Raw genomic sequence first — 13,785 nt, 5'->3', positions numbered from 1 at the left:
CACGCGAGACCGCATGCACCATCTCGGTGTGCCCCTGTGGATGGATTCATCGCATCGCGTCGATTCCGGGGAATGATCGAATCCGTTGAACACGGATCGGAGGGGCACATGTTCGAACGCACGTTGGGTTTCGAGTCATCACGAGCAGTCCCGGTTGCCTTGGGCGTCGGGCTGGGTGGATGTCTGCGCATGTGGCAAGGCGACGAGCCGTCGTTGTGGCGGGTCGCCGATACCGCGGCGTTCGGCGAGTACACCGATCTGTCGTGCACGGGTGCGATCTCAACCGACTCGTACGATGCCGGCCTGTGCCGCGAGACCGCGACGTATGATCCGGTCAGTTCGGTTGTGGCCGTGCGAAATACCGTTCGCGTGCGCGACTATGGGTCGACCCTGGGTTCGGCGTTGTTCATGGAGGTGGCGCCGGCGCTGCGGGATGTGAACGGTGGTGACCCATCCTGGGCTGCGGTTGAGCAGCTACTCGCCCGGGCAGCGGACGAGGCCCAAGGTCGTGGTGATGTCGTCGTGGTCGGTGCCGGGCCGTATCCGCGCGTCGGAGGCCCGTCCGTCCTGTTGGGTACGAGGGCGTGGGACGCTCGTACCCTGTCTGTCGTCTCGGCATCGCCACCACCCGAAGTGGGCCGCTGGTGCGTGTCGGAACCGGTCGATGGCCGAGTGACCTTGCTGGGCACGTTGTCATCGAGCATGCGCGCGGAGGCTGCGTCACTCGCTGTTGGCGCCCTCCGCGAGTGGGGAGTCGAGCCGTTCGACGTCGGTATCGCCTTCGTGGTGCCCATCGAACTACTGACGCATACGAAATGGTGACGCCGACGGTGGTCTGCCGCCGTGGTGGCAGACCTCGCTGGTCGAACTTTCGCAACTTGTTTTACTTGCTCTGCGGATGGCGGCCAGTAGCATGGGCACATGGCTACCACGACGGCTGGTGACGGCCGCACGACGACCAAGTGCGCGTCGCGGGCCGAGAACACGTCCGCTCGGCCCCGCGGCCGGGCAGCGTCGAGTCCGACGGCCACCGTAGGATCGACAGCCTTCACGGAGGCGCTCGACGACGCGCTACGCAGCGTTCCGGAGCCCGCACGCGACAGCTTCCTGCGAGGTGTCACCGGCGACGACGAACTCGACAGTTCGCTGTGGGGACGGGGCCCGACACCGGCACAACGCAAACAGGCTGCGCTGGAGAATCTGCGGCGGCAGTTCACCGCACGATCAGCGGTGCTCGACCACTCGCTGACCCGAGCCGAGGCCGCCGACCTGCTCGAGGTGTCCGAACAGGCCGTGCTCGACCGGATCAAGTCGGGTGACCTGCTCGGGCTGAAGAAGGGCCGGGAGTGGCGCCTTCCGCTGTGGCAGTTCAATGCCGGCTCCGCCCACGGCTTCGTGCCCGGGCTGGCACGACTACGGGACTCGTTTCCCGGCGGGGTGGTGTCGCTGACCGAGTGGGCAGGCGAACCCAACGTCGACCTCGACGGCGCGACGCCCGCCCAGGCCCTCGCATCCAACCGGGTCGACGAGGTAGTCGCAATCGCCGCCACCAGCACATCGGCGGCGTGGTAGCGGCGCTTGCAGCACCGGTTCGCCCGATCGCCGGGGGACGGGCCTGGACGTGGCGATGGCGCGCGCCGGCGTCGACCCACCCGTGGTACTGGTGTCGCATCTACCACCGGGCCACGCACACGCCGGACGGTGCAGCCCACCGATCCTTCGGTCCGCTTCACCGACTCGATCACCACATCCCGACCAGTTCGGGCGCCGCCCGGGAATGCCCCGACGGCCGATCGGTCCTGTACGTCGCCGGAACTCTGGCCACGGCGTTCGGCGAGGTCTTCGGCGATCTGACAGCTGCGGCGGTCTGTCCGAATCACCGCGTGGCGCTGGTGAAACCGACGTCGCCGATCAGTGTGCTCGATCTACGAGGCGAAGGGGCGGCCATGCGTATCGGCGCGCTGCCCTCTCTGGCGACCGGCGACTATCCGCGCGCACGTACCCAGGAATGGGCTCGAGCAATCTATGAGGATCAACGTGTCGCGCGCCGAACTGTGCGTGGTGTCTACTACCACGCGGCTCACTCCAACGGCAGGGCACTGGCGTTGTGGAACACCGACGACGATGTCGAGGTGGTCCGAGCGGCCGACGGCCGAGGCCAGGATTTTTCCCTGAACTCCGCGACCATCTGGCCGCGGGTCGTCGACGCCGCCGTGTCGCTGGGGATGCGTGCCGATCTCGTCGAGCGCTGTCCGCGCTGTCGGTGACCCGTCACACCTTCACCCACAGCGCATCGTCACACCTGATAGAAAACCGCCATGACCGTCACCAAGTCGATACTGCTCTTCGTCCTCGCCGCCGTGCTCGAGATCGGCGGCGCCTGGTTGGTCTGGCAGGCAGTGCGTGAGCATCGCGGGTGGCTGTGGGCAGGTCTGGGTGTCATCGCCTTGGGGGCGTACGGGTTTGTCGCGACCCTCCAGCCCGATGCACATTTCGGCCGTATTCTCGCCGCCTACGGCGGTGTCTTCGTCGCCGGATCCCTGGCGTGGGGAATGGCGCTCGACGGTTTCCGCCCCGACCGATGGGACATCACCGGGGCGGCGATCTGCTTGCTCGGGGTCGCCGTGATCACGTACGCACCCCGGCCGTCCTGAACTCGCGGTCGTCCCCCAACCAAGAACGCCGTGGAATGATGAGCGCCACGAAGGCGTTGTCGACTGGCATGAGCGATCAACCAGAACTCAGCCCCGAGGGGTGGGTCCGTGACCAGACCGAGAAGATCCTGGAACAGGGGACGACCGATGGCGTCCTGATCATGGACCGCCCGGTCGTCCTGTTCACCACCACCGGGGCGAAGTCGGGCAAGAAGCGCTACGTCCCGTTGATGCGGGTCGAGGAGAACGGCAAGTACGCGATGGTCGCCTCCAAGGGCGGGGACCCGAGCCATCCGTCGTGGTATCACAACGTGAAGGCACACCCGCAGATCTCGGTGCAGGACGGTACAACGGTGCAAGAGCTCACCGCACGTGAGGTCGAAGGCGCCGAGCGAGAGCACTGGTGGGACCTGGCCGTTGCGGCCTATCCGCCGTATGCCGAGTACCAGACCAAGACCGACCGACTGATCCCGGTCTTCGTGCTCGAATGAGCTGACACCGACATCACCCCTGACTCCCAACGCAGTTCGCACGACGAACTGCGTTGGGAGTTTTCGCTGTCAGCCCAGGTTGGCCAAGCGTGTCCAGGTGTCGACCACGGTGTCGGGATTCAGCGACATCGATTCGATGCCCTGCTCGAGCAGCCACTCGGCGAGATCGACGTGATCGCTTGGTCCCTGTCCGCAGATCCCCACGTACTTGCCGCGCGCCTTGCACGCCGAAATGGCCGCAGCAAGCATGTGTTTGACAGCAGGGTCGCGTTCGTCGAACGAGTCGGCGACGAGCGCGGAATCGCGGTCGAGGCCGAGCGTCAGCTGCGTCATGTCGTTGGAGCCGATGGAGAAGCCATCGAAGTGATCGAGGAAAGCGTCGGCGATGACCGCGTTGGACGGCACCTCGCACATCATGATGACTTCGAGTCCGTTCTCGCCGCGACGCAGGCCGTGCGAGTCGAGCAGCGCGATCACGCCCTCGGCCTCGGCGAGCGTGCGGACGAACGGGATCATGATCTTGACGTTGGTCAGGCCCATCTCATCGCGGACGTAGCGCAGTGCGGCACATTCCATGGCGAAGCAGTCGGCGAAGTCCTTGGACAGATACCGCGACGCGCCGCGGTAGCCGATCATCGGGTTCTCTTCCTCGGGCTCATAGAGGTCGCCGCCGACCAGCTTCGCGTACTCGTTGGACTTGAAGTCCGACATACGCACGATCACCGGGTGGGGCGCGAAGGCGGCGGCAATCGTCGCGACCCCTTCGGCCACCCGGTCGACGAAGAACTCGCGGGCACTCGGATAGGCCGCGATCGCCTCACCGATCTGCTCCTTCAGCGGACCATCCAGGGTGTCGAAATCGAGCAGGGCCTTGGGATGAATCCCGATCTGGCGGTTGATCACGAACTCGAGCCGCGCCAGGCCGACACCGCTGTTGGGTAGGCGCGAGAACGCGAACGCCTGCTCAGGGGTGCCGACGTTCATCATGATCTTGGTGCTGATCTCGGGCATCGCCTCGATCGACGATTCGGTGACGTCGAAGTCGAGCAACCCGTCATACACGTAACCGGTATCGCCCTCGGCGCACGAGACGGTCACCTCGCGGCCGGCTTCGAGCGACCGGGTGGCCCCGCCGGAACCGACGACTGCGGGGATGCCGAGCTCACGGGCGATGATCGCGGCGTGACAGGTACGTCCGCCACGATTGGTGACGATTGCACTGGCGCGCTTCATGATCGGCTCCCAGTCGGGGTCGGTCATGTCGGCGACGAGTACCTCGCCGGGTTGGAACTCGTGCATCTGCTCCACCGACTCCAGCACCCGGACAGCGCCAGCGCCGATACGTGCACCGATCGCGCGGCCCTCGACGAGCACCGAGCCGGTCTCGTTCAGCCGGAAGCGCTGCTGGCCGGTGACCGCCGCCCGCGACTGCACGGTCTCCGGTCGGGCCTGCAGAATGTACAGCTCGCCGTCGACACCGTCCTTACCCCACTCGATGTCCATCGGTCGCCCGTAGTGTTCCTCGATCAACAGCGCCTGGCGCGCAAGCGCCTCGACCTCTGCGTCCGTGAGGCTCAGCAGTCGCCGATCGGCAGGCTCGACGTCGACGAACTCGGTCGTTCGGCCGACCGAGCGGTCGGTGGTGTAGACCATCTTGGTCGCCTTCGACCCGATGCCGCGCTTGAGCACAGCGGGACGGCCGGCACGCAGGGCAGGTTTGTAGACGTAGAACTCGTCGGGGTTCACCGCACCCTGCACGACTGCCTCACCGAGGCCGTACGACGACGTCACGAACACGGCGTCCGGGAAACCTGACTCGGTGTCGATGGTGAACATCACTCCCGACGTGCCGATGTCGGAGCGCACCATCTGCTGCACGCCCGCCGAGAGGGCTACGGCGTCGTGGTCGAAGTCGTGGTGAACCCGGTAGGCGATGGCGCGATCGTTGTACAACGATGCGAAGACCTCCCGCATCGCCTGCAAGATCGCATCGATACCTCGCACGTTGAGGAATGTCTCCTGCTGGCCGGCGAACGACGCGTCCGGAAGGTCCTCCGCGGTCGCACTGGACCGCACGGCGAACGACGCCTCGTCAGAGCCGCCCGACAGCTCCGCGAACGCCGTCCGGATGTCGGCCTCGAGATCTGAGGGGAACGGCTGATCCATGACCGCCGCACGGATCTCTCGGCCTGCCTCGGCCAGCGCCTGTACGTCGTCGGTGTCCAGGTCGGCGAGACGCGCACTGATACGGGCGGCCAGACTGGTGTCGGCTGAACCGGGTTGGGTCATGAATCGGCGGTAGGCGTCGGCTGTCGTCGCGAAACCGTTGGGCACCCGGACCCCCACGGTGGTCAAGTTGCGAACCATCTCACCGAGGGACGCGTTCTTGCCGCCGACCTGCTCGAGGTCGGCGAGGCCGAGGTCGGCGAACCACCGGACGTTGCTGTTCATGAAACGGCTCCTCAATTCTCGGGGTGGGGCCTGCGGGCGAGCACTTGCAGGATGAGTGTGGACATTTCTTCGACGGATTTCGCGGACGAGTCGATGATCGGTAGGTCGTGTGCGCGGTACAGCGCCTCTGCACGCTTGAGCTCGTAGGTGCACTGGCGCAAGGACGCGTACGTCGAGTCCGGGCGACGCTCCGTGCGGACCGCGCTCAGACGGGCAGCGCTGGTCATGAGCCCGAAGCAGCGGTCGGCCAGATGCCGGATCGGGCGTGGCAGGTCCGTGCTCGTGAAATCGTCGTCGATCAGGGGGTAGTTCGCGACGCGCAGACCGTGCTGCAGCGCGAGATACATGGTCGTCGGGGTTTTGCCGCAGCGCGACGGTGCCACGAGGATCACGTCGGCCTTCTCCAGCGAGCGAATGCTCTGACCGTCGTCATGCTCGATCGCGTACTCGACGGCCTGCATACGCGCGTTGTACCGCTTGACGTCGCCGACGCCGTGGAGTCGAGCGGGTGTTCGGGCGCCGCGGGTCCCGAGGATGGCCTCGACCTGCTGCATGTGCATGTCGAAGAAGTCGATCAGGGGTGCGCGGGTCTTGGCCAGTTCGATACGCACGTCGTCGAGCGCGGCTGTCGCGAAGACGAGCGGTGTCATGCCGCGGTCCATCGTGGCGTCGATGGTACGCACGACCTCCCGTGCGTCGTCGGGGGTGGTGATGAACGGGATCAGCGTCCGGTCGAACCGATGATCGGGAAAATGCAGCAGCAGCGCGTTACCCATGGTCTCGGCGCTGATACCGGTGCTGTCGGACAGGAAGAAGACCGGGATTGCCTCACCGGCGTGTGTGTCGCCCACCTGGTCGTGTCCTATCGGCCTACGTCGTGTGGCCTCTATCGTTCCGTAGTCGCTCGGTGGGTCGGCAGGCAGGTCGGCGTTACCGGCCGTTTGTCCTTCGTTTGATGTGGGCGGCCCGACTCCCGGTGGTCACGTCGCCGTACTCGTTCAGCGTGGTTGACCGCGATTTCTCGTAAGGCGGCGAACCAGAACGCCGCGCGCCGTCCGCCGCCTGTTCGCTACCTCAGTGCGTGCGTGCCGGCAGCGTACCCTCCATCTTGGCGATGATGGACAGCATGACCTCGTCGGCGCCGCCGCCGATCGAGCTCAGGCGGCCGTCACGGTAGAACTGCGAGACCTGTGACTCGTTGGCGAAGCCCATTCCACCCCAGTACTGGACGCACGTGTCGGTGACCTCGCGCATCAGCCGGCCTGACTTGAGTTTGGCCATCGACGCGAGGCGGGTGGCGTCCTGACCGGCGACGTAGCTTGCGGCCGCGCGGTAGGTCAGGGCTCGCAGCGCCTCGATCTCAGTCCGCAGCTCGGCCAATCGGTAGTGGATCACCTGATTGTCGAGCAGGCTCTGGCCGAAGGCCTTTCGGTCACGCAGGTAGGTGATGGTCTCGGTGACCAGGCGATCCACAGTGCCCAGGTTCCACGCGGCACCCCAGAGGCGCTCCTCCTGGAACTGTTTCATCTGGTAGATGAACCCCATGCCCTCCTCGCCGATCAGATTGCGGACGGGCACGCGGACATCATCGAAGAACAACTGCGCCGTGTCCGACGAGTGCATTCCCAGCTTGGCGATCTTGGTGCGCTCGATCCCCGGTGTGTCCATCGGCACGACGATCAGGCTCTTGTTCTTGTGCACGGGGCCATCGGACGTGTTGGCCAGCAGACAACACCAGTCCGCCTGCATTCCGTTGGTGATCCACATCTTGGTCCCATTGATCACGTAGTGATCGCCGTCGCGTACCGCGGTGGTCCGCAGGGACGCCACGTCAGAACCGGCTCCGGGCTCACTGACGCCGATGCAGCCCACCAGATCTCCCGCGATGGCGGGCTTGAGGAACTCCTCTTTCAGCTCGGTGGAGCCGAAGTTAGCGAGTGCGGGGGTGCACATGTCGGTCTGCACGCCGATCGCCAAGGGAACTCCACCGCAACGGGATTCGCCCATCGCCTCGGTGGCGACCACTGCGTAGGTGAGGTCGAGGCCGAGGCCGCCGTACTTCTCGTCGTACTTGATGCCGAGCAGGTCGGCGTCGCCCATCTTCTTGAACAGGTCGTGGGCCGGGAAGATCTGGTCGGCTTCCCATTTGTCGACGTGTGGATTGATCTCCTTGCGGACGAACGCCCGGACACTGTCGGCGAGTTCGTGGTGCAGGGTCGTGATTTCCATCGGTGGTCTCCTGGTGTTCAGATGGTGCGGGCGGACTTCGACCAGTACGGCGTGCGCAGGTCGCGTTTGAGCAATTTGCCGCTGGCATTGCGGGGCAGCGCGTCGACGAAGTCCACGCTGCTCGGGCACTTGTAGCGGGCGAGGTGTTCGCGGCAGAACGCGATGATGTCCTCGGCGGAGACCGGGGCATTGACCGCGACGAGGGCCTTGACGGATTCGCCCCATTTCTCGTCGGGCACACCGATGACGGCGGCATCGACGACGCTGGGGTGTTCGGCCAGCACGCGTTCAACCTCGGGACTGTAGACGTTCTCACCGCCGGTGATGATCATGTCCTTGAGTCGGTCCTCGACGAAGACGTACCCCTCTGCGTCGACGCGGCTGATGTCGCCGGTGCGCAGCCAGCCGTCGGCGGTGATGGTCTCGGCCGTCGCGTCGGAGCGATTGAGGTAGCCGTTCATGACCTGGTCGGAGCGGAACCAGATCTCACCCTGGGCGCCGGTTTGCACCTGCTCGCCGCTCTCGACGTCGACGATGCGCACCTCGACGCCGGGCACGGGTACCCCGGCGGACGTCAGTAGGTGCGCTCGTCGCGGATCACGATGATCCTCGGGTTGCAGCGTGACCGCGACTCCGGCGATCTCGGTCTGCCCGTAGACCTGGACGAAGTCGATGTGCGGCCAGGCATCGAGCGACTGGCGCAGGGTGGACAGCGGCATCGGCGCCGCGCCGTACCCCATGCGCTTCAAGCCGGCGAGTGCGGTCGTGGCCGTCTCGCCGGCCGCGAGCAGGCCGCTGATCACGGGCGGCACGAAGAACGTGTGTGTGGCCCCCTGGGTAATTCCGCCGAGCAGAGAGGCTGCATCGGGGTTGCGCAGGACGATGCTCGGGTTGCCCGACCGCATTCCCAGGAACGCCCAACACACACCGCCGACATGGAACATGGGCATCGCCACGAGGTTGACGTCGCCGGGCGCGAACGGGAATCGGGTCCCGACGTTGCGCGTGTGGGCGATCAGGGCCCGCTGACTGAGAACGACCCCCTTGGGTCGGCCGGTCGTCCCGGAGCTGTAGATCACGAACGTGGCGTCTTCCGGCTCGACCGCAGGGACTGTGCCGAGCGGTTCGTGTGCGGCGAGGAACGCCTCGTATTCGTCGTCGCCGGCTTCGGCGAGGATCAACAGTCGCTCGACACCCGGCACGCCGGTCAGCGCCGAAGCCGCGAGGTCGGCGAACTCGTCACCCGCGATCAGGACGCGAGCACCGCTGTCGGCCAACGCATACGTGAGCTCGTCGCCGGACAGTCGCCAGTTCAGGATCGCGACCGCCGCGCCGAGGGTCGCGGTGGCAAACGCCGTCTCAAGGCATGCCGGATGGTTCTTGTCGAGGAAGGCGATCCGGTCGCCGCGGCCGATGCCCAACGAGGACAGGCCCGCGGCCAGTCGCCCGATGCGGTCCGACCACTCACGCCAGGTCCAGGACCGATCGCCGTAGCGTACGGCGATGTAGTCCGGTGTGGTGGCCGCCCATGGGTCGACAAGTTCGGACACGAGGCTCCCGTCGAACTGGGATGAGGCCGGGGGCGGATCGATGGTGGATGTCATCTGACTTCCTTCATTGGGTGGCAGGGCGTCGGGTGAGATGCGGTGCTCGCAGGCGGTCTGCCAGGTCTTCGAGCGGATGCGTTGACTAACCGTACGTGCGGTCAGTATGGTTGGTCAAGACCTGATACCAGCCGATGAGCATGAGGAGCAGCCATGGCATCCGTCCCCGACTTCTTGGACCCGTCCATCTACGCCGATGGCATCCCGCATGCAGAGCTGGCCGCCCTGCGCGACCGGGCACCGGTGCAGTGGGTGGATGAACCGGCTTCGGGGTCCTTCGAGGGTGGCCCAGGGTACTGGTTGGTGCTGTCGCATGAACTCGTCCAACAGGTGTCGCGGAACCCGGCAGATTTCTCGTCGTGGCGTGGCACGGCGTTCCTGCGCGAACAGCGTCCGACGGACGTGAAGGTCCTGCGTCGCATGATGCTGCACATGGATCCGCCCCAGCACACGCAGCTCCGCAAGATCGTCAACAAGGCCTTCACCCCGATGGCGATCCGCAAGACCCTCTCGGACTCGATCACGCGGGCCGCCCGCGACGTGGTCAACTCGGTCTGCGAACGGGGAGACATCGACTTTCTTGGTGACGTCGCAGCCGAGATGCCGCTACTCATCCTGGCCGAGCTGTTGGGTGTACCCGCCGAAGACCGACACCTGCTGTACTCGTGGACCAACGCGTTGGTCGGTATCGACGACCCCGAGTACGGCGGCGATCCGCAGGTGTTCTTGACGGCCTTCGCCGAGATGTTCACCTACGCCCGCGCGCAGACCGCTGCCAAACGCGCCAACCCGACCAACGATGTGTGGAGCACCGTGGTCAACGCTGAGGTCGACGGCGAGCGCCTGACCGACGACGACCTCGACCGCTTCTTCCAGCTGCTGATGATCGCCGGCAACGAGACCACTCGAAACCTCATCGCCGGCGGGATCAATATGCTGTTCACCCATCAGGATCAGTTCGATCGGCTGCGCGCGGACATGTCGCTGTTGCCGTTGGCGATCGAAGAGATGCTGCGGTTCAACCCCTCGGTGATCCAGTTCCGCCGCAACGCAACCCGGGACATGGAGTTCGGCGGCGTGCAGATCCGCGAAAACGACCGCGTCATCATCAATTACGCCTCTGCCAACCGCGACCCCGCGGTCTTCGAGAACCCGGATGTGTTTGACATCGGCCGCGATCCCAACCCGCACGTCTCCTTCGGAGACGGTACCCACTTCTGCCTCGGCGCCAACCTCGCTCGTCTGCAGGTGCGCACCTTGCTGACCGAACTGCTCACCCGTCTGCCCGACATCCACGCAGACGGCGAACCCGAGCGGATGCGATCGAATTTCATCAACGGCATCAAGCGGATGCCGGTCGCCTTCACACCCGCCGAGCGCCGCGAAGCAGCACCGGAGGAGACCGACGGATCGGTGTCGACTGCGGTCGGATCGGCCGAGACATCCGAGCCGGCTGTCGAATCCACCGCCCCCACCCACCAGACCCCGCTGCACATCTTCTTCGGCTCGAACTTCGGCACCGCCGAAGAGACCGCACAGATAGTCGCCGACGAGGCCAAGCGCCGTGGATTCGCGCCGGTGCTCGCCGACCTGGACGATGCAGCGAGGGCCCTGCCTGCAGACGGCGTGACGATCATCGTGACCGCCACCTACAACGGCACACCGCCAGACAATGCGGTCCGGTTCGCCGCCGCGATCGCGGCGGGTGACATCGACACCACCGGAGTGAAGTTCAGTGTCTTCGGGTGTGGCAACTCCGAGTGGGACAAGACCTTCCAACACTTCCCACGAGCCGTCGACGCCGGTCTGGACGCCGCCGGCGGTACTCGACTGCACTATCGGGGAGAAGGTGACGCGGCCGGTGACTTCGATGCGAGCTTCGAGGGGTGGCTCGAGTCGCTGTGGCCGGCACTGGCCACCGCGGTCGACCTGTCGGCCGACGACCTGAGCGCGGGAGCCAAGCAGAACCGCTTCACGATGGAGGTGGTTTCGCCGACGCGCCCGGGACCATTCGTCGCGACCCGGGGTGCCGTGCCGATGCGGCTCACGGCCTCCGCCGATCTCACCCGCCCGATCGACGATCTGCCGATCAAGACCGTGCGCCACCTCGAGTTCGCGTTGCCGGCAGGCACCACCTACGCGGCCGGCGACCACCTCGGTGTCATCCCGCACAACGAAGACGAGCTCGTGAGTCGAGTGACCGATCGCTTCGGTCTCGACCCGCGGACCATCGTCGTGCTGCGCTCGGGCGATGTCAATTCGACCTTCCTGCCGATCGGGGAGCGGATCAGCATCGGCGAACTGCTGCGCGACTATGTCGAACTGCAGGGTGTTGCGTCGCGGCGACACGTCGAGGCGATGCTGGAACACACCCGCTACCCCTGGACGCGGGAAGCGCTGTCAGCGCTGTTGGCGTGCCCGGATGCGTTCCGCGCCGACGTCGTCGAGCACAAGTCACTGCTGGATCTGCTCGAGGAGCATCCGTCGTGCGAACTGCCCTTCGAGACGTACCTCGACTCGCTGGGGCCGCTGGCGCCCCGGTACTACTCGATCTCGTCGTCGCCGCACGGCCAGCCCGAGGTGTGCTCGATCACCGTCGGTGTGCTCGCCGAGCAGGCCCGCAACGGCTCTGGCCGCGGCTACCGCGGCGTGTGCTCGAACTTCCTGGCCGGCAAGCGGTCCGGCGACGACGTCTACGCGTTCGTGCGGGACACCTCCTCGACTTTCCGGCTACCCGTAGATCCGTCGGTGCCGGTCATCATGATCGGCGCGGGTACCGGCCTCGCACCGTTCCGGGGGTTTCTGGCAGAACGGGCCGGACAGGCGGCCGAGGGCGTCGTGTTCGGCGAAGCGCTCGTGATCGCCGGAGCCCGCCACCCGCAGGCAGACCTGCTCTACGCCGACGAGTTCCGCGCCTTCGCCCGGGCCGGTGTCGCCCGGGTCGAGCACGCGTTCTCCCGGATCCCGGGTGCACCGAAGGTCTATGTGCAGGATCGGGTCATCGACTTGGCCGACGAGATACTCGACCGGCTCGACGCCGGCGCGCACGTCTACCTGTGTGGCGCCAGTGCCATGGCCGATGGCGTCGCGAACGCGCTCATCACCGCACACCAGAACCGCCACGGTGTCGACGCCGAGGTCGCCCGGAAATGGTTCACCAACCTGTCCGCGTCGCCGCGCTACCACGTCGACGTGTGGGCGGTCGGCTGATCGCCATACTCGCGAAATCGAACACGAGGGGGATATCCATGCATATTCAGGCTGCAGTGCTGCGCGATCGGGACGCACCGTTACGGATCGAGACGCTGGAACTGAGGGCACCGCGCCGCGGCGAGATTCTCGTCGAGATCGCCGCGACCGGCGTGTGCCACACCGACATCCTGCCGCGCCGCGCGGGATTCTTCGCGCGCCCACCGATGGTACTCGGCCACGAGGGAGCCGGGGTCGTCACCGCGGTCGGTGACGATGTCACAGATGTGCAGGAGGGCGACCACGTCCTGATCTCCTACACGTCCTGCCGGCAGTGTCAGACCTGCCGGGCCGGGCAGCCGTTCAATTGCTACCGTTTCTTCGCGCTCAACATGACCGGTCGGGCCGGCGACTCGGCCGGCCCGATGACCGATGAGTCCGGCAGCCCGGTTGCGTCGAGTTGGTTCGGGCAATCCTCGTTCGCCACCCACACCGTCGTCGCGGCGTCGAATGTTGTTCGGGTGGAACATGATCTGCCGCTGGAGCTACTCGCTCCGATGAGTTGTGGCTTCCAGACCGGTGCGGGTGCGGTCCTGCGGGCGCTCCGCGCGCCCGCCGGGTCGACCATCGCGGTGGTCGGAGTCGGAGCAGTCGGGCTTGCCGCGGTGATGGCCGCCCGTACGGCGGATTGCGTCGAGATCATCGCCGTCGATCGCAACCCGAAACGCCTCGAGGTCGCCGAGAAAGTCGGCGCGACCACCGTGCTGGACTCGTCTGCGGTGGCCTTCGACACCGCGATCCGGTCGACGGTGCGCGGTGGTGTCGACGCGATCATCGACACCACCGGCAGCGCGGCGGTGATCGAGGCCGCGATCGGCGCGGTACGGCCGGGCGGCCGGGTCGGGATGGTCGGCACTGTAGACCGTGAGCTCTCGATCCCGGGGGGTGCACTCGGCCCCGGCAAGACCCTGTTCGGCATCATCGAGGGTGGCGCCGTCCCCCGCGAGTTCCTGCCTGAACTCATCAATCTGTGGCGCGACGGAAGATTCCCGATAGACGACCTGACCACCACCTATCCGCTGGCGGAGATCAACCGCGCCGAAGCCGACCTACGATCCGGCGCGGTGGTCAAACCTGTCATCGTGCCCGATCTCGCCTGACTTCCAT

Annotated in this window: 11 protein-coding genes; 7 read left to right on the top strand and 4 right to left on the bottom strand. The window is 66.1% G+C overall.

The window, feature by feature from the left end:
• Positions 1-72: 72 nt before the first annotated feature.
• From ACVT6V_RS20600 to ACVT6V_RS20580, 5 genes are all read left to right on the top strand, one after another.
• Complete coding sequence (locus ACVT6V_RS20600; protein WP_489895972.1) at positions 73-822, top strand: hypothetical protein; 750 nt, start codon at positions 73-75, stop codon at positions 820-822.
• A 99-nt stretch (positions 823-921) separates the two neighbouring features.
• A complete protein-coding gene (locus tag ACVT6V_RS20595; protein WP_489895971.1) occupies positions 922-1,572 on the top strand; it encodes a helix-turn-helix domain-containing protein in 651 nt (216 codons plus the stop codon).
• Positions 1,566-2,267 (top strand): RES family NAD+ phosphorylase, encoded by a 702-nt coding sequence (locus ACVT6V_RS20590; protein ID WP_489895970.1) that lies wholly within the window; start codon positions 1,566-1,568, stop codon positions 2,265-2,267. Before ACVT6V_RS20595 ends, ACVT6V_RS20590 begins: the two co-directional genes overlap by 7 nt.
• Before the next feature lie 51 nt (positions 2,268-2,318).
• Positions 2,319-2,654 carry a YnfA family protein gene (locus tag ACVT6V_RS20585; RefSeq protein ID WP_489895969.1) on the top strand — a complete coding sequence of 112 codons (336 nt, stop codon included), beginning with the start codon at positions 2,319-2,321 and terminating at the stop codon, positions 2,652-2,654.
• Between the two features lie 68 nt (positions 2,655-2,722).
• Positions 2,723-3,145: a nitroreductase family deazaflavin-dependent oxidoreductase gene (locus tag ACVT6V_RS20580; RefSeq protein ID WP_489895968.1), complete on the top strand. Its 423-nt coding sequence runs from the start codon at positions 2,723-2,725 to the stop codon at positions 3,143-3,145.
• A 69-nt stretch (positions 3,146-3,214) separates the two neighbouring features.
• On the opposite strand, the gene ppsA is transcribed toward ACVT6V_RS20580, so the two are convergent.
• The 4 genes from ppsA to ACVT6V_RS20560 all read right to left on the bottom strand — a co-directional run bounded on the left by ppsA (position 3,215) and on the right by ACVT6V_RS20560 (position 9,429).
• Entirely contained in the window at positions 3,215-5,596 is a 2,382-nt protein-coding gene (gene ppsA, locus ACVT6V_RS20575; RefSeq protein ID WP_489895967.1) for a phosphoenolpyruvate synthase, read from the bottom strand.
• Between the two features lie 11 nt (positions 5,597-5,607).
• On the bottom strand, positions 5,608-6,447 hold the full coding sequence (locus tag ACVT6V_RS20570; RefSeq protein WP_489895966.1) for a pyruvate, water dikinase regulatory protein: 840 nt from the start codon (positions 6,445-6,447) through the stop codon (positions 5,608-5,610).
• 223 nt (positions 6,448-6,670) lie between these two features.
• Positions 6,671-7,825: an acyl-CoA dehydrogenase family protein gene (locus ACVT6V_RS20565; protein WP_489895965.1), complete on the bottom strand. Its 1,155-nt coding sequence runs from the start codon at positions 7,823-7,825 to the stop codon at positions 6,671-6,673.
• A gap of 17 nt (positions 7,826-7,842) precedes the next feature.
• Entirely contained in the window at positions 7,843-9,429 is a 1,587-nt protein-coding gene (locus ACVT6V_RS20560) for a long-chain-fatty-acid--CoA ligase (protein WP_489895964.1), read from the bottom strand.
• 153 nt (positions 9,430-9,582) lie between these two features.
• Here ACVT6V_RS20560 and ACVT6V_RS20555 point away from each other — a divergent pair, with 153 nt between their 5' ends.
• Both ACVT6V_RS20555 and ACVT6V_RS20550 read left to right on the top strand, forming a co-directional pair.
• On the top strand, positions 9,583-12,639 hold the full coding sequence (locus tag ACVT6V_RS20555; RefSeq protein WP_489895963.1) for a cytochrome P450: 3,057 nt from the start codon (positions 9,583-9,585) through the stop codon (positions 12,637-12,639).
• A 38-nt stretch (positions 12,640-12,677) separates the two neighbouring features.
• Positions 12,678-13,778, top strand: a complete 1,101-nt coding sequence (locus tag ACVT6V_RS20550; RefSeq protein ID WP_489895962.1) for an NAD(P)-dependent alcohol dehydrogenase — start codon at positions 12,678-12,680, stop codon at positions 13,776-13,778.
• Positions 13,779-13,785: the final 7 nt, after the last annotated feature.

It is taken from the genome of Gordonia sp. LMA167 (assembly GCF_058130025.1).
This window is presented reverse-complemented; position numbering and strand designations above follow the sequence as displayed.

Coding starts and splice junctions, on each gene's coding strand:
- ACVT6V_RS20555 (WP_489895963.1), top strand. CDS start 9,583: ATGGCATCCGTCCCCGACTTCTTGGACCCGTCCATCTACGCCGATGGC.
- ACVT6V_RS20585 (WP_489895969.1), top strand. CDS start 2,319: ATGACCGTCACCAAGTCGATACTGCTCTTCGTCCTCGCCGCCGTGCTC.
- ACVT6V_RS20560 (WP_489895964.1), bottom strand. CDS start 9,429: ATGACATCCACCATCGATCCGCCCCCGGCCTCATCCCAGTTCGACGGG.
- ACVT6V_RS20600 (WP_489895972.1), top strand. CDS start 73: ATGATCGAATCCGTTGAACACGGATCGGAGGGGCACATGTTCGAACGC.
- ACVT6V_RS20580 (WP_489895968.1), top strand. CDS start 2,723: ATGAGCGATCAACCAGAACTCAGCCCCGAGGGGTGGGTCCGTGACCAG.
- ACVT6V_RS20565 (WP_489895965.1), bottom strand. CDS start 7,825: ATGGAAATCACGACCCTGCACCACGAACTCGCCGACAGTGTCCGGGCG.
- ACVT6V_RS20595 (WP_489895971.1), top strand. CDS start 922: ATGGCTACCACGACGGCTGGTGACGGCCGCACGACGACCAAGTGCGCG.
- ACVT6V_RS20550 (WP_489895962.1), top strand. CDS start 12,678: ATGCATATTCAGGCTGCAGTGCTGCGCGATCGGGACGCACCGTTACGG.
- ppsA (WP_489895967.1), bottom strand. CDS start 5,596: ATGAACAGCAACGTCCGGTGGTTCGCCGACCTCGGCCTCGCCGACCTC.